Source organism: Mesobacillus jeotgali (assembly GCF_031759225.1).
Taxonomy (GTDB): Bacteria; Bacillota; Bacilli; order Bacillales; family Cytobacillaceae; genus Mesobacillus; species Mesobacillus jeotgali_B.
The window spans coordinates 3,127,654-3,146,208 of record NZ_CP134494.1 but is presented as its reverse complement, the minus strand read 5'-3'; the positions used below and the strand labels follow the sequence as shown (position 1 = coordinate 3,146,208).

The following is an 18,555-nucleotide window of genomic DNA, read 5'->3' as shown; positions in this document are numbered from 1 at the left end:
ATTGCATCCTGTTTCACTTGACTCTTTTACAAATAAATATAAAGCCCTTGTTGAAAAACGCTTAAGTGAGGCGGTCGGTTCCCTTGAGACTCCGGAAAATCTCGCGAAGGCGATGCTTTACTCACTGGAAGCAGGCGGGAAAAGAATCCGCCCGCTGCTGGTCTTCGCAGTAATCGATGCATTCGGAAAAAATCCGCAAAATGGGGTTGATGCTGCAGCGGCGATCGAAATGGTCCATACGTATTCTTTGATTCACGATGACCTGCCGAGCATGGACGATGACGATCTAAGAAGGGGAAAACCGACGAATCATAAAGTATTCGGCGAAGCCACAGCCATCCTGGCAGGGGATGCTCTCTTGACATTAAGTTTCAACCTATTGGCGGAAATTCCTGAAGAATCAGCATCAGCCCATGTTAAACTGGCATTGATCAAAGGGCTGTCCGCTGCTGCGGGTGCTCATGGTATGGTGGGCGGACAGGCAGCTGATATGGAAGGGGAAAAAAAGAAGCTCACACTTGAGCAGCTTGAATATATCCATATTAATAAAACGGGTAAATTACTGGAATACAGTATTTTAGCTGGGGCTGAAATTGCCGGGGCGACTGCCGAGCAAAAGGAAATACTCTCAAAGTTCGCATACCATATAGGCCTAGCATTCCAAATCCGTGATGATATCCTCGACCTTGAGGGCAGTGAGGAAGAGATCGGCAAGCCGGTTGGGAGCGATACAGCAAACGAAAAAAGCACATATCCTGCCTTGCTTGGATTAGCCGGAGCAAAAGAAGCGCTTGATTACCACTTGCGGAGCGCGAAAGAGTCCCTGGACAAAAGCGGTCTAGAGGTTGGGCTCCTTGGACAGATCACGGATTTGATCGGACTGCGCAATCATTAGGGCAGTCGTTGAGAATAGTAGGATAGTGTGCTATAATTGGCTGTTAGCACGGTAGTGTTGGCAGCTTTTTTTTACATAAGTATGTTTTCGCTTTGACTGCATTTGCAGCATACACATTAGCCCAAGTTAATAAATGAACTGAAATCAGACTTTACTGTTCTGAAAGCGAAAAGTTCAATACATAAATCTGCCATTTTTCCATGTATAGCTTGAAAAGCCTTCATTACTTAATATATGTTATTACTAACAACTTTTTAAGATATGGAAAAAAATGCGGAATAATAAGTCAGAAATGAAAGTGAGTGGTCCGAAATGGATCTTTTATCAATACAAGACCCTTCCTTCCTGAAAAATCTTTCGAAGAAGGAATTGGAGGAGCTAAGCAGGGAGATTCGGCAGTTCTTGATTGAAAAGCTATCAGTTACCGGCGGACACATTGGCCCTAACCTGGGTGTTGTCGAGTTAACGATAGCCCTCCATAAGTGTTTTGACAGCCCGAAGGATAAGTTTCTTTGGGATGTAGGGCACCAATCATACGTGCATAAAATCTTGACGGGAAGAGCGTGCCAGTTTGACACGTTAAGGCAGCATAAGGGATTGTGCGGTTTTCCGAAGATGGTCGAAAGTGAACATGATGTCTGGGAAACTGGACATAGTTCCACTTCTCTTTCAGCTGCTATGGGAATGGCGATCGCCAGGGACCTTAAGGGTGAAAACACGCACATCGTTCCAATCATCGGTGATGGTGCCCTTACAGGCGGAATGGCTTTAGAGGCATTGAATCACATCGGGCATGAAAAAAAGAAGCTTATTGTGATTTTGAATGATAATGAAATGTCGATTGCCCCTAACGTAGGAGCTTTGCATAATGTCCTCGGACGCTTGCGCACTGCAGGCAAGTACCACTGGGTAAAAGATGAACTGGAATATTTGTTGAAAAAGGTGCCTGCTATTGGCGGTCAGCTCGCGTCGACTGCTGAAAGAATAAAGGACAGCTTGAAATATCTCTTTGTATCAGGAATCTTTTTCGAGGAATTAGGGTTCACCTATCTAGGCCCTGTAGACGGGCATGATTATGACGACCTCTTTGAGAACCTTGCATATGCAAAGAAGCAGGAAGGTCCTGTTTTATTGCATGTCATTACGAAAAAGGGCAAGGGATATAATCCGGCTGAAAACGATAAAATTGGCACATGGCATGGAACGGGACCTTATAAAATGGAAACCGGTGATTTTGTAAAGCCTGAATCTGCACCGCCAGCATGGAGCAAGCTGGTCAGTGAAACAGTAAGGAAAATCGCGAGGACGGATGAACGGATCGTGGCTGTGACACCAGCGATGCCTGTTGGTTCAAAGCTTGAGGGCTTTGCCAGTGAATTCCCTGACCGGATGATTGACGTTGGAATTGCTGAGCAGCATGCAACGACTTTTGCAGCCGGACTGGCGACGCAAAATATGAAGCCATTCCTGGCGATTTATTCTACCTTCCTGCAGCGCGCATATGACCAGGTCGTTCACGATATTTGCCGTCAAAACCTGAACGTATTCATTGGTATCGACCGTGCAGGCCTTGTAGGCGCAGACGGAGAAACACATCAAGGTGTTTTTGACATCGCCTTTTTAAGGCACTTGCCTAATATGGTACTGATGATGCCGAAAGATGAAAACGAAGGACAGCATATGGTGTACACAGCAATTAAGTACGACGATGGCCCGATTGCAATGCGTTATCCACGAGGCAATGGACTGGGAGTGCCAATGGATGAAGAGTTAAAAGAAATCCCGATAGGTACATGGGAAGTACTTCGTGAAGGGGAAGACGCAGCGATCCTGACATTCGGAACAACCATTCCGATGGCAATGGAGGCAGCAGAAGTCCTTTCAAGGCAGGGTGTATCTGTAAAAGTAGTCAATACCCGCTTTATCAAGCCTCTCGATGAAGGGATGCTCGTTGGCATCCTGAAAGAAAATATGCCAATTTTGACAATCGAGGAAGCGGTCCTTCAAGGTGGATTCGGAAGCTTCGTGCTTGAAACGTCGCATGACCTTGGCTACCAGCATGTAGAGATTGACAGGATGGGAATCCCCGATCAATTCATCGAACATGGCAGTGTCGATAAGCTTCTTGAGGAAATTGGAATGACAACAGAAGATGTCGTCTTGCGCATGCAAAAGCTTGCGAGACAGAAACAAAAAAGGGCGTAGCAAATGAAAATCAAAAAGGAAAGATTAGATGTACTGCTTGTTGAACGCGGTCTTGCGGAGACAAGGGAGAAAGCCAAACGGACAATCATGGCAGGACTCGTCTACACGAACGAAAATCGGCTGGACAAACCTGGTGAAAAGGTTAGCAGTGACATTCCTTTGACGGTAAAGGGAAATGTACTTCCTTATGTGAGCCGCGGAGGATTGAAGCTCGAAAAGGCATTAAAGGTTTTTGACCTTGATGTTCAAGGTAAAACGCTGCTGGATATCGGGGCTTCGACAGGCGGCTTTACCGATTGTGCCCTTCAAAACGGAGCTGAGATGTCCTATGCTTTGGATGTCGGCTACAATCAGCTTGCATGGAAGCTGCGTCAGGATGAACGTGTCGTCGTGATGGAGCGGACAAACTTTCGTTATGTGAAACCGGAAGACCTTATAAAGGGGATGCCGAATTTTGCAAGCATTGATGTTTCATTCATATCCCTTCGTCTCATTTTGCCAGTGCTCAAAACCTTGCTGGTAACAGGAAGCGATATCGTCGCTCTCGTCAAGCCGCAATTTGAGGCAGGAAGAGAACAGGTTGGCAAAAAAGGAATTGTCCGTGACAGGAAAGTCCACGAACAAGTCCTGGACAGGATCATTTCTTTTTCAATAGAAGAGGGCTATGATGTAATGGATTTGAGTTTCTCGCCGATCACAGGCGGAGATGGCAATATAGAATTCCTGCTGCATCTTCAGTGGAGTGGCACAGCAGAAGAAAAAGGGAAGCTGTTGCTGAAGACCCAGCCAGAAGCAGTCGTCACAGAAGCGCATAATGAATTAAAATCAAAGCAAACTACCGAAGAAGAATAGGCTGATCAAGCCTGTTCTTTTTTGTGTGGTTTGGAGAGTATTGATATTTATTATTTATTTTAAAAAACAGTTCACCACTTCGTCATTTCCGCCGATAACTTTTGCCGAAAGTCCACGAATGATTGTACAATCTGTTGAAATCGGCTAACATATGAGTATAGGAATGTTTCGGATATATCCAGGGGTGATATTAATGAATAAAGGACAGCGACATATTAAAATACGCGAATTAATCGCGAGCAAGGATATCGAGACGCAGGATGAACTGGTGGACCGGCTGAAAGCTGCAGGCTTTAATGTTACACAGGCGACAGTTTCCCGTGACATCAAGGAACTGCATCTTGTAAAGGTCCCTTTGATTGATGGCAGATATAAATACAGCCTGCCGGCAGACCAGCGTTTCAATCCATTGCAAAAACTAAAAAGGTCGTTAATGGATGCTTTTATCCGCATCGATCAGGCCGGCCATCTTCTAGTGATGAAAACTTTGCCTGGCAATGCCAATGCGATCGGGGCATTGATTGATAATCTCGATTGGGAAGATATTCTTGGCACGATTTGTGGAGACGATACAATCTTGATTATTTGCCGTACTCCAGAGGATACAGAGCAAGTCACAAATCGTTTTCTCGAAATGCTGTAAATGAGGTGACGTTTGCTTGTTAAATGAATTATCGATTCGAAACTTCGCAATTATTGAATCATTATCCGTTTCTTTTAATAAAGGCCTTACCGTCCTCACCGGTGAAACAGGGGCCGGGAAATCCATTATAATCGATGCCATACATCTCCTTGTGGGCGGAAGAGGCTCGGCGGAATTCGTACGCCATGGAGAAGATAAAGCTGAAATTGAAGGGTTATTCCATCTTGAAGGGGAAAATCATCCAAGTTATGCAAAGGCAGCAGAATTTGGCATTGAAATTGAGGATGCGATGATTGTCTTGAGAAGGGATATTTCCGCGACTGGAAAAAGTGTATGCCGCATTAATGGCAAGCTCGTCACCATTGCGGTGCTGCGGGAAGTAGGCTCGACCTTGATTGATATTCATGGTCAGCATGAGCACCAGGAATTAATGGATGAGACAAAACATATCAATCTTCTTGACCAATTCGGAGCAGAGGAAATCCTGCCTGCCCTGCAAGAATACCAGCACGTTTACCGTTCTTTTGAGCAGACACAGAAAAAGCTGAAGAACTTAAGTGAAAATGAGCAGCAAATGGCTCACAGGCTAGATTTGATTCAATTTCAGCATGATGAGATCCTCTCGGCGGACCTAAGGCTAAACGAGGACGAGGAGCTTTTTGAAGAGAAGCGTAAGCTTAGCAACTTCGAAAAGATCTATGAAAGTATCCAGACCAGTTATACGGCATTGCAGGGTGAGCAAAAGGGCCTTGATTGGATAGGTCTGGTCATGGATAATCTTCAGAATGCAGCAGATCTTGATCCTGACTATAAGAATGTTGCCGACACAGTAGCGAACAGCTTTTATATGCTTGAAGATGCTGCAAGGACCATCCGGAATGAACTGGATTCACTTGAATATGATCCGAAGCGCTTGAATGAAATTGAAGACAGGCTGAATGAGATCAATCAACTGAAACGGAAGTATGGAAATACGATTGAAGAAATCCTGGAGTACGCCTCTAAAATCGAGGAAGAAATCGAGACACTCCAGAATAAGGAAGTCCATATTGGCCAGATGGAAAAAGAGCTCGCCTCACTTAAAAAGGATCTGCGGATCGAGGCCAATAACTTGACTCAAACTCGCAGGAAATATGCAAAAAAACTGACGAAATTAATTCATAATGAATTAAAGGAACTGTATATGGAGAAGACGGTATTCGACCTCAGAATTGATGCGGATCCTGACCACTTCCATAAAAACGGCGCCGATAAGGTCGAGTTCTATATCTCCACAAATCCGGGAGAACCTTTGAAGCCTTTATCAAAAATTGCATCCGGCGGGGAACTTTCGCGGATCATGCTTGCCCTGAAAAGTATTTTCTCAAAACATCAGGGTGTCACCTCCATCATTTTCGATGAAGTAGACACAGGAGTCAGTGGTCGTGTGGCTCAATCGATCGCGGAAAAAATCTATAATGTCTCGACTGGATCACAGGTCCTTTGCATATCACATTTGCCACAAGTTGCCGCAATGGCTGATACTCATCTGTATATCGCAAAGATCATAAAGAATGGAAGGACCAAAACATCCGTCACTCCGCTGTCTCCTTCTGAAAAAGTGAAGGAGATCGTCAGGATGATTTCCGGTGTAGAAGTTACTGACCTGACGAAACAGCATGCAGAAGAATTGCTGAAGCTTGCACAGAATATGAAGGCAGTCACATGAAAAGCTATCCATAAAGGGTAGCTTTTTTATTTTTATACAGGTTATAAATGCGGGGAGTCGAGGCAAAATTAAAGATGTAGCCATTTCGATGTGTGTGGACTAGAAGCGAGGAGAGTGAAATGATTTGAAGAAGGATTTTCTCAGAAAAATTATTGGTGGAATTCTCCTTGTTTCATTAATTGCTTTAGGATTTGCAAAACCAGTACAAGAATATTTATCTATTCCAGGAGATATAACGTTATTCGAGGGGCAAAAGCTTGACTTCCAGGCAAATGCAGTCCAGGTTACTGCTCCAGTTAAAGACTCAAGCATCGCTGTGGACCAGCAAGATGAGACCTTTACCCTTGAGGCAAAAAGGCATGGTAAGGACGAAATGGTCCTTGAATTAGCAGGCTTCCCAGTTAAAAAAGTCGATGTCAATGTCCTGAAGGATTTCAAGGTCAGGCCAGGCGGTCAATCTATAGGAGTAAAATTGAATACGGTAGGTGTCCTTGTGGTCGGACATCACCAGGTGCAGGCTGATGAAGGAAGAGTGTCGCCAGGTGAAAAGGCTGGCATTAAAAAAGGCGATATCATCACTGAAATCAATGGACAGCAAATTGAAAAAATGGCAGATGTCGGTCCGTTCGTAAAGCAGGCAGGAGAAGATGGCAAGCCATTGGATATTGTAATCAAAAGGGAAAATGAGAAAGTCAGAACTCAGCTTCAGCCAAAAAAGGATGTAAATGAAAACACCTATAAGCTTGGGTTGTATATTCGCGATTCGGCTGCTGGTATTGGAACGATGACATTTTATCACCCGCAGTCCAAAAAATATGGTGCGCTCGGACATGTCATTTCTGACATGGACACGAAGAAACCTATTGTCGTTGGAGATGGCCAAATTGTCAGATCGACGGTTACTTCGATTGAAAAAGGCGGAAAAGGAAACCCGGGTGAAAAGCTGGCACGTTTCTCATCTGATCGTGAAGTGATCGGGAATATCAAAAGAAACAGCCCTTTTGGTATCTTTGGCGAATTGAACAAGGATATTTCAAATGGGGTTTTTGATAAACCTCTTCCAATAGCTCTTTCTCATCAAGTAAAAGAAGGTCCGGCGAAAATCCTGACAGTCGTGAATAATGACGAAGTAAATCTTTTTGATATAGAGATTGTCAGCACCATCCCGCAAAAGTTTCCAGCAACGAAGGGAATGGTGATCAAAGTGACTGATCCAGAGTTGTTGGAAAAGACAGGTGGTATTGTCCAGGGGATGAGCGGAAGTCCAATTATCCAGGGCGACAAGCTTGTAGGCGCTGTAACGCATGTCTTCGTAAATGACCCAACAAGCGGATATGGAGTTCATATAGAGTGGATGCTGAATGAAGCAGGCATCGACATATACGAAAAGCCAAGAGAGCAGGCAAGTTAATACAGGAATTCGGCGGCGGCAAACAGCCGCCTTTTCTTTGTGTTAAACTGGAGGTGAAAGCGAAGTGGCTGAAATGAATATCAACAAAAATCTATTCTCAACCCCAATTATCAAGATTATTCGACAAAATCACCAACCTTTTTTTGTCAACTATCGAAATAAGTCGAAAAACAAAGGAAAATGAAGCATTTATAAGAAAATATTCCTTTTTTAAGAAAAAATTAAAAATAAGAGGAATTTCTGTTGCATTGTCGAATTAGTCATTTAGAATAGAATTTAGAGAAGAAATATTTGTGATCATAATTGGATTGAGGAGGAACCAAGTAGTGAACAAAATAAAAGTATGCGTCGTTGATGACAACAGAGAATTAGTAGGTCTTCTTGAAGAATATATTTCTTCACAGGATGATATGGAGATTGTAGGAGTTGCCCATAATGGCCAGGAATGTTTGGAGATGCTTGAAGATACAGATCCTGATGTCTTGCTATTAGATATTATCATGCCGCACCTTGACGGATTGGCGGTCCTTGAAAGACTTCGTAATATGAAGAAGGGAATCATTCCGAATGTTATCATGCTGACAGCATTTGGCCAGGAAGATGTTACGAAGAAAGCAGTAGAGCTCGGAGCTTCCTATTTCATCCTAAAGCCGTTCGATATGGAGCATCTTGCAGGGCATATCCGCCAAGTAAGCGGCAAGGCGAAATCAGTAGCCCGAAAGCCATCTTCATCCATCAATTATGGCAGATCGAATTCTGAACAGAAGCCTAAAAACCTGGATGCAAGCATTACAAGCATCATCCATGAAATTGGCGTCCCTGCCCATATTAAAGGGTATATGTACCTGCGCGAAGCCATTTCGATGGTATATAACGATATTGAACTCCTTGGCTCGATCACAAAAGTCCTCTATCCAGACATCGCCAAGAAATTCAATACGACTGCAAGCCGTGTGGAACGTGCCATCCGTCATGCCATTGAGGTTGCGTGGAGCAGAGGGAATATTGATTCCATTTCCTCCTTGTTCGGATATACTGTTTCGATGTCAAAAGCGAAGCCGACAAATTCCGAATTCATCGCGATGGTCGCTGACAAGCTGCGTCTTGAGCACAAAGCTTCTTGAAAGAGTTAGGCAATAATTAGCTATTTATTCATATTATTACATTGAACATCTTACTTTAGCACGGACTTACCGAGCTAAAGTAAGATGTTTTTTAATGGCTGTAAATTGGCATTCTGCAAGTCTGAATATTATCATGTAGTTATATCTAAGCCTCGCCATCAAAAAAACGCCTTAAAAGGCGCTTGAATTTTATTGATCCTTTTCTTTTTCTAGCTCCGATAATTTTTGAATAAGGATATGCTGGGGCATATGCATGATTTGTTCGATAGGTACTCCCAGTTTTTCTGAAAGCTTTACAGCAGTTTCAGCAGAAATATGCAATGGTCTCATTGTGTATTTACCTCCAAATTGAAAAGATAGGTGTGATGGTTCATGACTCTTATTTTAGCACATCGTGGCTATGCGGCAGAATATCCGGAAAACACAATGCTTGCTTTTAAAGAAGCAGAAAAAGCAGGTGCAGATGGCTTAGAGCTCGATGTCCAAATGACAAGAGACGGAGAGCTGGTGGTAATTCATGATGAAAAGGTGGATCGAACTACAGACGGCACTGGACTGGTGAAGGACTACACTTTAGGAGATTTAAGAAAACTGGATGCCCGTTTCAAATTCAAGGAATTATCAAGGAGAGAACAGATTCCTTCTTTGGAAGAAGTCCTTGAATGGTTAGCAGGGACTCGTTTGGTCTGCAATATTGAATTAAAAAACAGCATTATCCCTTATGAAGGAATGGAAGAGAAGGTCATAGATATGGTTAGGGCCTATGAATTATCTGACAGGATTATCATTTCCTCTTTCAATCATTACAGCATTGTCCAAAGCTATTTACTGGCTCCGGAGATTGAAATCGCCCCTTTGCTTTCTGAGGGATTATATATGCCATGGATTTATGCGCAGTCGATCAAGGCTAAGGGCTTTCATCCTCATTGGAGGGCAGCCCCGGACCAAATCGTCACGGCGTCCCTGGAGAGCGGGATTGAAGTAAGGCCATACACAGTGAATAAAGAATCTGAACTGGAAAGATTATTCAAGGTGAATTGCAGTGCAGTCATAACAGACGACCCTGCTAAGGCAAAAATAATTAGAGAAAAGCTTTTTACACCTTAAATCAAAACCTTAAGTGTTTTTTTCCTAAGGGTGGGTTTTGAGTAAATAAAACAGGCCAGATATATAATCATGGCCTGTTTTGCTTTTTATTGCTATCAGGAATTCGGAAAATTGCCTGGACTTTATTTCTCTTTCGATCACGATGCAGGATAAAACCAGCGATGAAACCCAGTCCCGCCAGGAAAAAGAGAAGTCCTGCAAGGAATTGAAGCCATAAAAATGGGAAGGGTGCCTGCAAGATTCCAAACACCATATCGCGCATCAGTTTTACACCCAGAGCAGCAATGACACCTGGTATCAACATAATGATTAATGCTATGATCCTGATCATTTTGGTTTCCCCTCGTTATTTGTCCTTATTTAAAAAGTATACTCAACCCCGTGTTTTTCCGCAATACAAGTTCCTTGGAGTGGATTATGTACAGAAGAGTTAGAAAACAAAGAAATTTGTCAGCGCATACAAAAAGAATTACAATGGTAGTGAAAGATCTTGCAGACTTTAAAGATGTACCATGAAATATTTTTCCAGATATGTGGTGAATATTATGCAAAGAGTAATGATTGTAGGAGCAGGTAAGGGTGGAATGGCCATTCTTGATATTTTCAAGCAGACTGCAGATGTAGTTGCTGTGGTTGATATAAACCCCGATGCTCCAGGGATTATCGCAGCACAAAAAGCAGGGATCCAGACCGGTTCAGACTGGCATAAATACATTTCCGATCAGTTGGATATCATCATTGAAGTGACCGGTGAAGACGATGTCTTCAAGGAATTAAGGGATGCTCGCGGTAAAAACACAGTGCTGATACCAGGAAGTGTCGCATTTCTCCTGGCTACGCTTTTGGAAGAAAAGGAAGAACTGATAAAAACTCTCAGGAAAATTACATATGAACATGACTTGATTTTCAACTCTTCTGGTGATGGCATGGTGGTCATCAATACAGAAGGAATTGTAACCTTGTTCAATAAGAGTGCGGAAAAAATAATCGGAACAACAAGGGAACAGGCAGAAGGAAAACATGTTTCCGAAATCATACCTGCAAGCAAGCTTCCAAGAGTTCTTAACACCAGGAAGGTAGAGTCCAATCGGGAATTGGTGCTTCCAAACGGGTCGAAAATCATCACGACAAGGATTCCGATCATAGATGAAAATGACCAATTGATTGGAGCATTCTCAGTATTCAAGGATATTACTGAAGTTGTGAATCTTGCGGAAGAGATAACAAACTTAAAAGAAATTCAAACAATGCTTCAGGCAATCATCAACTCCAGCGATGAAGCCATCTCTGTAGTAGATGAGGATGGCCGGGGAATCCTGATCAACCCTGCTTATACGAGGATAACCGGACTGAAGGAAGAGGAAGTAATCGGACAGCCGGCAACCGCTGATATATCTGAAGGCGAGAGCATGCATATGAAGGTGCTTAAAACGAGGAGGCCGGTCCGTGGTACGGCAATGCGCGTTGGACCTAATAAAAAAGAGGTTGTTGTCAATGTAGCGCCTATCATAGTAGATGGGAAACTTAAGGGAAGTGTCGGGGTCATCCATGATATGTCGGAGATCCAGAACTTAAACCGTGAGCTGACACGAGCAAGGCAGATTATCAGGACCCTTGAAGCGAAATACTCGTTTGAGGATATAATAGGCCAATCTGAAGAAATGACGATTCCGATTGAACAAGCAAAGCTCGGGGCGAAAACTCCTGCAACTGTCCTGCTGCGAGGGGAATCGGGAACAGGCAAGGAATTGTTTGCCCATGCAATACACAATGCGAGCGACCGGAAGTTCAACAAATTCATCCGGGTTAATTGTGCGGCAATTTCAGAATCGCTGCTCGAGAGCGAACTCTTCGGATACGAAGAAGGTGCTTTTTCAGGTGCAAAACGTGGAGGGAAACGGGGATTTTTTGAGGAAGCCAATAACGGCAGTATCTTTCTTGATGAAATTGGAGAATTGCCTGCCAATACCCAGGCGAAACTGCTCCGGGTCCTGCAGGAGAGAGAAATAGTCCGGGTTGGTGGAACAAAGCCCGTACAGATCAATGTAAGGGTCATTGCCGCGACAAATATGAACCTTGAAAAGGCGATTGCGAATGGCAGTTTTAGAGAAGACTTATACTATCGTCTCAACAGGATGCCGATTCATATACCTCCACTGAGAAGAAGGAAGGAAGACATTCCGCTCCTCTGTGAAAGATTGATTCAAAAAATCAATCAAGACTATGGCCGTAACGTTGAAGGTGTTTCTGACGAAGCTATTAAAAGGCTAATGGCGTATGATTGGCCCGGGAATGTCAGGGAGCTCGAAAATGTCCTTGGACGTGCAATCATATTTTTGAGTTACAGTGAAACAATCATCCGCATAGAGCATTTACCTGATTTGCCGAATAGTCAAGTGAAGGACAAGGATGATCACATAGGCGAATCAGGACCGGCTGATACTCTTGCAGTCCAGTTGGAAAAGTATGAGGCGAAGGTAATCAAGTCAACCCTCAATGCTGTGAATGGAAATAAAACCGCTGCAGCCAGAGCTTTAGGGGTATCGGTCAGAAATTTATATTATAAGCTCGAAAAATACCACATTGAAGCAAGTAGCATGCAATAATTTTCATACCGTGCAATTTATTGCATAATATTTTTCGGCAAAAGTAAAGCGTTTTCAACAATTTTAAGTTGGCACAGTTCTTGCATATTTAATATAGTGGCGATGCGAGAAGAACAGAAAGGGTTGAAACAGGTTATGAAACTAGACTCACTCATCAGCATGGCATCCCAAGATGGCAGGAAAACAGTAGCTGTTGCAGCTGCTGAAGATTCAGAGGTATTAGAAGCAGTTGCCAAAGCTGTTAATCTGAAGCTTGCCGATTTTCTTCTTTATGGTAATGAGGGAGAAATTGAGAGGATGATTGCAGCCGAGCATCCAGTCCTTGCAGACAGCTCTAGCGTTAAAATAATTTCCGCACCAAATAATACTCTCGCTGCAGAAATGGCTGTGAAAGCAGTCAAAAACAAAGAGGCCGATGTCGTAATGAAGGGGAATATCCCTACTGCTGTGATTTTAAAGGCTGTCCTGAATAAAGAATATGGACTCAGGACAGGAGCCGTTCTATCTCACGTGGCGGTATTTGAAGTGCCGGGCTATGATCGATTTACAATTGTTACCGATGCAGCGATGAATATTTCACCGGACGTTGAGCAAAAAGCCCAAATCATCAAGAATGCAGTGAAGGTAGCTCATTCTATAGGTATTGATTTGCCGAAAGTGGCACCACTCGCAGCCGTGGAAGTGATCAATCCTGCGATGCAGGCAACAGTAGATGCTGCATCATTAACGATGATGAACAAAAGAGGACAAATTCCTGGCTGCATTGTGGATGGTCCGCTTGCCCTTGATAATGCGGTATCGCAGATTGCTGCGGAACATAAGGGAATCAAAAGTGAAGTCGCAGGAAAGGCGGATATACTCTTGGTGCCTGCAATCGAGGTTGGGAACGTTCTTTATAAATCATTAATTTACTTTGCCAATGCAAAAGTTGGCGCAGTCATTGCCGGGGCAAAAGCTCCAATCGTGTTAACATCCAGAGCCGACTCTGCTGAAAGCAAACTATATTCACTTGCATTAGCGTTATGCTCTGCTTCTAAATAATTTACATAAACCAGGGGAGGAATTAGAAATGGAAATTTTCAAGTATCTAGAACAGTACGATTATGAGCAGGTTGTATTTTGCCAGGATAAACAATCAGGATTAAAAGCAATCATCGCAATACATGATACAACTCTTGGACCAGCATTGGGCGGAACTCGTATGTGGACTTATGCATCGGAAGAAGCCGCTATCGAGGATGCACTTCGCCTTGCTAAAGGCATGACGTACAAGAATGCTGCTGCCGGCCTTAACCTGGGCGGCGGAAAGACAGTTATTATCGGAGATCCTCGCAAAGATAAGAATGAAGAAATGTTCCGTGCATTCGGCCGTTATATCCAGGGCCTGAACGGAAGATATATTACGGCTGAAGATGTTGGTACGACTGTTGCGGATATGGATTTAATCCATGAAGAAACAGACTATGTAACCGGTATCTCACCAGCATTCGGTTCTTCAGGTAATCCTTCCCCGGTTACAGCATATGGCGTATACAGAGGGATGAAGGCTGCTGCTAAAGAAGCATTCGGAACGGATTCCCTTGAAGGAAAAACAATAGCTGTTCAGGGTGTGGGCAATGTGGCATTCAATCTTTGCCGTCATCTGTATGAGGAAGGCGCACAGCTGATTGTTACGGATATTAATAAGGAAGCAGTACAAAGAGCTGTTGAAGAATTCGGGGCTAAAGCAGTTGAACCGGATGAAATCTACAGTGTGGACTGTGACATTTACGCACCATGCGCATTAGGAGCGGTAATCAACGACGAAACGATTCCTCAGCTAAAAGCGAAGGTCATTGCCGGAGCTGCCAACAATCAGCTGAAGGATCCAAAACATGGCGATATTATCCACGAAATGGGCATTGTTTACGCACCTGATTATGTCATCAATGCTGGCGGCGTAATCAACGTTGCGGATGAGCTTTACGGTTATAATGCAGAAAGAGCAATGAAAAAGGTTGAAACCATTTACAACAATATTGAAAAAGTGATCGAGATTGCTAAAAGGGATGGTATCCCTACCTATAAAGCGGCTGACCGAATGGCAGAAGAGAGAATTGAAAGAATGCGCAATTCTCGTAGCCAATTCCTGCAAAACGGCCATCATATCCTAAGCCGCCGCTAATACAGGTTCTGTTCATTAACTTAGTTGCTGATTAGACAATGGTTTTCGGGTACGAAGAAGACTTTATGGCAACGATTTATTGTAAACAGCCTTAACAAGGCTTCCGCAGAGAGCGCTGAATATTTGTTTCGGCGCCTCTGCTGTTTCCTATATGCTACTGACGTATTGTGGATCTTTGTCGTTCCGCAAGCTAATTGGAGGTTTAACTGTGCAACAAACAGAACATCGGATTCTAGTCATCAATCCAGGATCTACATCAACGAAAATTGGAGTCTTTGACAATGAGGTTTCGGTTTTTGAAAAAACGATCCGTCATGATTCAACTGTCATCAACTCCTACGAAACCATCATCGACCAATACGAATTCAGGAAGAATACGATACTTGAAACGCTTGATACAGAAGGGATCAACATTTCAAAATTAAGTGCTGTTTGTGGGCGCGGCGGGCTTTTGCGGCCTATCGAGGGCGGAACATATGCAGTGAACAATAATATGCTCGCAGACTTGCGTGCAGGTTATTCTGGCCAGCATGCTTCAAACCTGGGAGGTATTCTTGCATATGAAATCGCCTCAGGTTTAAACATTCCTTCCTTTATTGTCGACCCAGTCGTGGTGGATGAGCTTGATCCCGTTGCCCGGGTATCAGGATTCTCACTTATTGAACGAAAAAGCATTTTCCATGCATTGAACCAAAAAGCTGTTGCGCGCAGGGTTTCAAAAGAGCTCGGCAAGAAATATGAAGAGCTGAACCTGATCATTACTCATCTTGGAGGCGGGATCACTGTAGGCGCCCACAAAATGGGAAGGGTTGTCGATGTGAATAACGGCTTGCATGGTGATGGTCCTTTCAGCCCGGAACGTGCAGGGACAGTACCGGCAGGCGACCTTGTGGAACTATGTTTTTCTGGTGATTACTTCCGGGAAGAAATCATGAAGAAACTCGTCGGACAGGGTGGCCTTGTTGGATACCTTGGAACGAATGATGCAGTGAAGGTCGAAAAAATGATCAAACAGGGAAATAAGAATGCAAAGCTTGTTTATGATGCGATGGCTTACCAGGTAGCAAAGGAAATCGGTTCTGCAAGTGCCGTCCTTGCTGGGAAAGTTGATGCGATTGTCCTTACAGGCGGTCTTGCGTATGGAAAAGAGTTCGTCCAGGCAATCTCTGAAAGAATCAACTGGATTGCGGATGTCATTGTCCACCCTGGTGAGAACGAACTGCAGGCACTCGCCGAAGGAGCTCTTCGCATTCTTCGCGGCGAAGAAGAAGTAAAAGAATATCCAGGCAGGTAGGCTGGCAAAATGGTAAGTCAAGTAAATATGAAAAACCATAGATAGAGGAGGGATTGAGATGGCTCAAGAATATGATTTGGTCATTCTCGGAGGCGGTACAGGCGGTTACGTTGCAGCAATCAGGGCTTCACAGCTTGGCTTGAAGACTGCCATCGTTGAAAAAGGAAAGCTAGGTGGGACATGCCTGCATAAGGGCTGTATCCCGAGCAAGGCATTGCTCCGCAGTGCTGAAGTATACGCGACCGCCAAGAAAAGTGAAGAATTTGGCGTGACGACAGGTGAAGTAGGCGTCAATTTCGTAAAGGTACAGGAAAGAAAGGAAAAAATCGTCGAACAGCTGCACCGTGGTGTACAGCACCTGATGAAACAGGGCAAGATCGATGTATACGAGGGACTGGGAAGGATCTTAGGTCCGTCCATTTTCTCTCCAATGCCAGGAACCATTTCTGTTGAGATGAACAATGGTGAGGAAAATGAAATGCTGATCCCTAAGAATGTCATCGTTGCGACAGGTTCAAGACCAAGAACTTTGCCAGGGCTAGAAGCTGACGGGCAATATGTGATGACATCCGATGAAGCACTTGTCATGGAGGAACTGCCAAAGTCAATCATCATCGTCGGCGGTGGCGTAATCGGGATTGAATGGGCGTCCATGCTTGCTGATTTTGGAACTCAGGTTACGGTCATTGAATATGCGGACCGTATCGTTCCGACTGAAGACAAGGAAGTTTCAAGAGAGATGCAGCGTGCGATGAAGAAAAAAGGCGTGAAGATCATCACAAGTGCAAAAGTCTTATCTGAGACACTTCAAAAAGGTGATGGAGTCACGATCAGCGCAGAGGTCAAAGGTGAAACAAAAGAATTCACTGCTGAAAAATTGCTAGTCTCTGTTGGACGCCAGGCTAATGTTGAAGGAATTGGACTTGAGAATACAGAAATTCAGCTGGAAAGAGGCTTCATCCAGACGAACGAGTATTTCCAGACAAAAGAATCCCATATCTATGCTATTGGTGATGTAATCGGCGGCTTGCAGCTTGCTCATGTTGCGTCCCATGAAGGAATCGTCGCTGTGGAACATATCGCTGGTGAAAATCCGCATCCAATTGATTATACGCTTGTCTCCAAATGCATCTATAGCTCTCCTGAGGCTGCAAGCGTCGGTTTGACCGAAGATGAAGCAAAAGAGAAGGGCCATGATGTAAAGACAGGGAAGTTCTCTTTCAAAGCAATCGGCAAGGCGCTTGTCTATGGTGAGTCAGACGGATTTGTAAAAATCGTTGCTGACAAGGAAACCAATGATATTCTAGGTGTCCATATGATTGGGCCGCATGTAACCGATATGATTTCCGAAGCAGGACTTGCAAAAGTTTTAGATGCAACACCATGGGAAGTTGCCCATACCATCCATCCGCACCCGACATTATCAGAGGCCATCGGCGAAGCTGCCCTGGCTGTGGATGGTAAAGCAATACATTCTTAATATAAATTTTGAACAAGAGCTCTTTTTCCCTGGAAAAAGGGCCTTGTACGAACAATTGGGAGGTATAAAGATGGCAGAAAACCGTCACGCTGCACTTGGCTTAAGTGATGAAAAAGTTATGGAAATGTATGAAACAATGCTGTTGGCCCGCCGGCTTGATGAGCGGATGTGGCTGTTGAACCGTGCCGGGAAAATTCCGTTCGTTATTTCCTGTCAGGGACAGGAAGCGGCACAGGTAGGAGCTGCTTTTGCTCTGGATCGTGAAAAAGATTATGTGCTTCCTTACTATCGTGATATGGGAGTGGTCTTAACTTTTGGCATGACTGCAAAAGACCTGATGCTTTCTGGTTTTGCCAAAGCGGAAGACCCTAACTCTGGCGGACGCCAGATGCCTGGACACTTTGGGCAAAAGAAGAATAGGATCGTGACAGGATCTTCACCTGTTACCACTCAGGTTCCTCACGCGGTCGGTATCGCTCTTGCTGGTAAAATGGAGAAAAAGGACCTGGTAACATTCGTTACATTTGGAGAAGGATCTTCCAACCAGGGTGATTTCCACGAGGGTGCCAATTTTGCGGGAGTCCATAAACTTCCTGTCATTTTCATGGTTGAGAACAATAAATATGCGATTTCAATACCTTACGAAAGACAGGTTGCAGCTGAAAAGGTTTCAGACCGTGCGATCGGATATGGTATGCCAGGTGTCACAGTCGATGGAAATGATCCTTTAGAAGTTTATAAAGTGGTCAAGGAAGCAGCTGACCGAGGACGCCTTGGTGAAGGGCCGACCCTTGTCGAAGCTGTATCCTACCGCCTGACTCCACACTCATCAGATGATGACGACAGAAGCTACCGTGCGCCAGATGAGGTTGCGCAGGCTAAGACGAAGGACCCGATCATTACCTTCGGCGCTTATTTAAAGGAAAACGGCATCATGAATGATGAAACTGAAAAGGAAATCAACGATCGAATCATGAAGCTGGTTAATGAAGCAACTGATTATGCTGAAAATGCACCGTATGCGGAGCCTGAACATGCTCTGAAATACGTATATGCTGAAGAGTAA

The 18,555-nt window shown here is 44.1% G+C and carries 16 protein-coding genes; 14 read left to right on the top strand and 2 right to left on the bottom strand.

Going from position 1 to position 18,555, the window contains the following annotated elements:
* Position 1: 1 nt before the first annotated feature.
* The 7 genes from RH061_RS15845 (at position 2) to spo0A (ending at position 8,838) form a co-directional block, all read left to right on the top strand.
* Positions 2-895, top strand: a complete 894-nt coding sequence (locus tag RH061_RS15845; RefSeq protein ID WP_311071573.1) for a polyprenyl synthetase family protein — start codon at positions 2-4, stop codon at positions 893-895.
* A gap of 312 nt (positions 896-1,207) precedes the next feature.
* Positions 1,208-3,100, top strand: coding sequence for a 1-deoxy-D-xylulose-5-phosphate synthase (gene dxs / locus RH061_RS15840; RefSeq protein ID WP_311071571.1), 1,893 nt, complete (start codon positions 1,208-1,210; stop codon positions 3,098-3,100).
* Between the two features lie 3 nt (positions 3,101-3,103).
* The gene (locus RH061_RS15835; protein ID WP_311071569.1) at positions 3,104-3,952 is read left to right on the top strand and encodes a TlyA family RNA methyltransferase; all 849 of its coding nucleotides are present in this window, start codon (positions 3,104-3,106) and stop codon (positions 3,950-3,952) included.
* A 193-nt stretch (positions 3,953-4,145) separates the two neighbouring features.
* Positions 4,146-4,595: a transcriptional regulator AhrC/ArgR gene (ahrC, locus tag RH061_RS15830; RefSeq protein ID WP_041967930.1), complete on the top strand. Its 450-nt coding sequence runs from the start codon at positions 4,146-4,148 to the stop codon at positions 4,593-4,595.
* Between the two features lie 16 nt (positions 4,596-4,611).
* On the top strand, positions 4,612-6,303 hold the full coding sequence (gene recN / locus RH061_RS15825; protein ID WP_311071565.1) for a DNA repair protein RecN: 1,692 nt from the start codon (positions 4,612-4,614) through the stop codon (positions 6,301-6,303).
* A 124-nt stretch (positions 6,304-6,427) separates the two neighbouring features.
* Positions 6,428-7,714 (top strand): SpoIVB peptidase, encoded by a 1,287-nt coding sequence (spoIVB, locus tag RH061_RS15820; RefSeq protein WP_311071564.1) that lies wholly within the window; start codon positions 6,428-6,430, stop codon positions 7,712-7,714.
* 326 nt (positions 7,715-8,040) lie between these two features.
* Entirely contained in the window at positions 8,041-8,838 is a 798-nt protein-coding gene (gene spo0A, locus RH061_RS15815) for a sporulation transcription factor Spo0A (RefSeq protein WP_311071563.1), read from the top strand.
* 189 nt (positions 8,839-9,027) lie between these two features.
* On the opposite strand, the gene RH061_RS15810 is transcribed toward spo0A, so the two are convergent.
* Positions 9,028-9,168 carry a YycC family protein gene (locus RH061_RS15810; RefSeq protein WP_311071561.1) on the bottom strand — a complete coding sequence of 47 codons (141 nt, stop codon included), beginning with the start codon at positions 9,166-9,168 and terminating at the stop codon, positions 9,028-9,030.
* A gap of 42 nt (positions 9,169-9,210) precedes the next feature.
* Here RH061_RS15810 and RH061_RS15805 point away from each other — a divergent pair, with 42 nt between their 5' ends.
* A complete protein-coding gene (locus RH061_RS15805) occupies positions 9,211-9,945 on the top strand; it encodes a glycerophosphodiester phosphodiesterase (protein WP_311071560.1) in 735 nt (244 codons plus the stop codon).
* Between the two features lie 67 nt (positions 9,946-10,012).
* Here RH061_RS15805 and RH061_RS15800 read toward each other — a convergent pair whose 3' ends face one another.
* A complete protein-coding gene (locus tag RH061_RS15800) occupies positions 10,013-10,276 on the bottom strand; it encodes a DUF2627 domain-containing protein (RefSeq protein ID WP_167831495.1) in 264 nt (87 codons plus the stop codon).
* Between the two features lie 214 nt (positions 10,277-10,490).
* Here RH061_RS15800 and RH061_RS15795 point away from each other — a divergent pair, with 214 nt between their 5' ends.
* The 6 genes from RH061_RS15795 to RH061_RS15770 all read left to right on the top strand — a co-directional run bounded on the left by RH061_RS15795 (position 10,491) and on the right by RH061_RS15770 (position 18,555).
* The gene (locus RH061_RS15795) at positions 10,491-12,551 is read left to right on the top strand and encodes a sigma 54-interacting transcriptional regulator (RefSeq protein WP_311071559.1); all 2,061 of its coding nucleotides are present in this window, start codon (positions 10,491-10,493) and stop codon (positions 12,549-12,551) included.
* A 135-nt stretch (positions 12,552-12,686) separates the two neighbouring features.
* The gene (gene yqiS / locus RH061_RS15790; RefSeq protein ID WP_311071557.1) at positions 12,687-13,592 is read left to right on the top strand and encodes a phosphate butyryltransferase; all 906 of its coding nucleotides are present in this window, start codon (positions 12,687-12,689) and stop codon (positions 13,590-13,592) included.
* Positions 13,593-13,620: 28 nt separating this feature from the next.
* Positions 13,621-14,715: a branched-chain amino acid dehydrogenase gene (gene bcd / locus RH061_RS15785; RefSeq protein ID WP_311071554.1), complete on the top strand. Its 1,095-nt coding sequence runs from the start codon at positions 13,621-13,623 to the stop codon at positions 14,713-14,715.
* 208 nt (positions 14,716-14,923) lie between these two features.
* Entirely contained in the window at positions 14,924-16,009 is a 1,086-nt protein-coding gene (gene buk, locus RH061_RS15780) for a butyrate kinase (RefSeq protein WP_311071553.1), read from the top strand.
* A 58-nt stretch (positions 16,010-16,067) separates the two neighbouring features.
* On the top strand, positions 16,068-17,489 hold the full coding sequence (gene lpdA, locus RH061_RS15775) for a dihydrolipoyl dehydrogenase (RefSeq protein WP_311071552.1): 1,422 nt from the start codon (positions 16,068-16,070) through the stop codon (positions 17,487-17,489).
* A 70-nt stretch (positions 17,490-17,559) separates the two neighbouring features.
* Complete coding sequence (locus RH061_RS15770; protein WP_311071550.1) at positions 17,560-18,555, top strand: thiamine pyrophosphate-dependent dehydrogenase E1 component subunit alpha; 996 nt, start codon at positions 17,560-17,562, stop codon at positions 18,553-18,555.

Excerpts from the sequence above, each read along its gene's own strand:
- lpdA (WP_311071552.1), top strand. The coding sequence starts at position 16,068 with ATGGCTCAAGAATATGATTTGGTCATTCTCGGAGGCGGTACAGGCGGT.
- RH061_RS15805 (WP_311071560.1), top strand. The coding sequence starts at position 9,211 with ATGACTCTTATTTTAGCACATCGTGGCTATGCGGCAGAATATCCGGAA.
- RH061_RS15770 (WP_311071550.1), top strand. The coding sequence starts at position 17,560 with ATGGCAGAAAACCGTCACGCTGCACTTGGCTTAAGTGATGAAAAAGTT.
- ahrC (WP_041967930.1), top strand. The coding sequence starts at position 4,146 with ATGAATAAAGGACAGCGACATATTAAAATACGCGAATTAATCGCGAGC.
- RH061_RS15800 (WP_167831495.1), bottom strand. The coding sequence starts at position 10,276 with ATGATCAGGATCATAGCATTAATCATTATGTTGATACCAGGTGTCATT.
- bcd (WP_311071554.1), top strand. The coding sequence starts at position 13,621 with ATGGAAATTTTCAAGTATCTAGAACAGTACGATTATGAGCAGGTTGTA.
- RH061_RS15795 (WP_311071559.1), top strand. The coding sequence starts at position 10,491 with ATGCAAAGAGTAATGATTGTAGGAGCAGGTAAGGGTGGAATGGCCATT.
- dxs (WP_311071571.1), top strand. The coding sequence starts at position 1,208 with ATGGATCTTTTATCAATACAAGACCCTTCCTTCCTGAAAAATCTTTCG.
- RH061_RS15835 (WP_311071569.1), top strand. The coding sequence starts at position 3,104 with ATGAAAATCAAAAAGGAAAGATTAGATGTACTGCTTGTTGAACGCGGT.
- RH061_RS15810 (WP_311071561.1), bottom strand. The coding sequence starts at position 9,168 with ATGAGACCATTGCATATTTCTGCTGAAACTGCTGTAAAGCTTTCAGAA.
- yqiS (WP_311071557.1), top strand. The coding sequence starts at position 12,687 with ATGAAACTAGACTCACTCATCAGCATGGCATCCCAAGATGGCAGGAAA.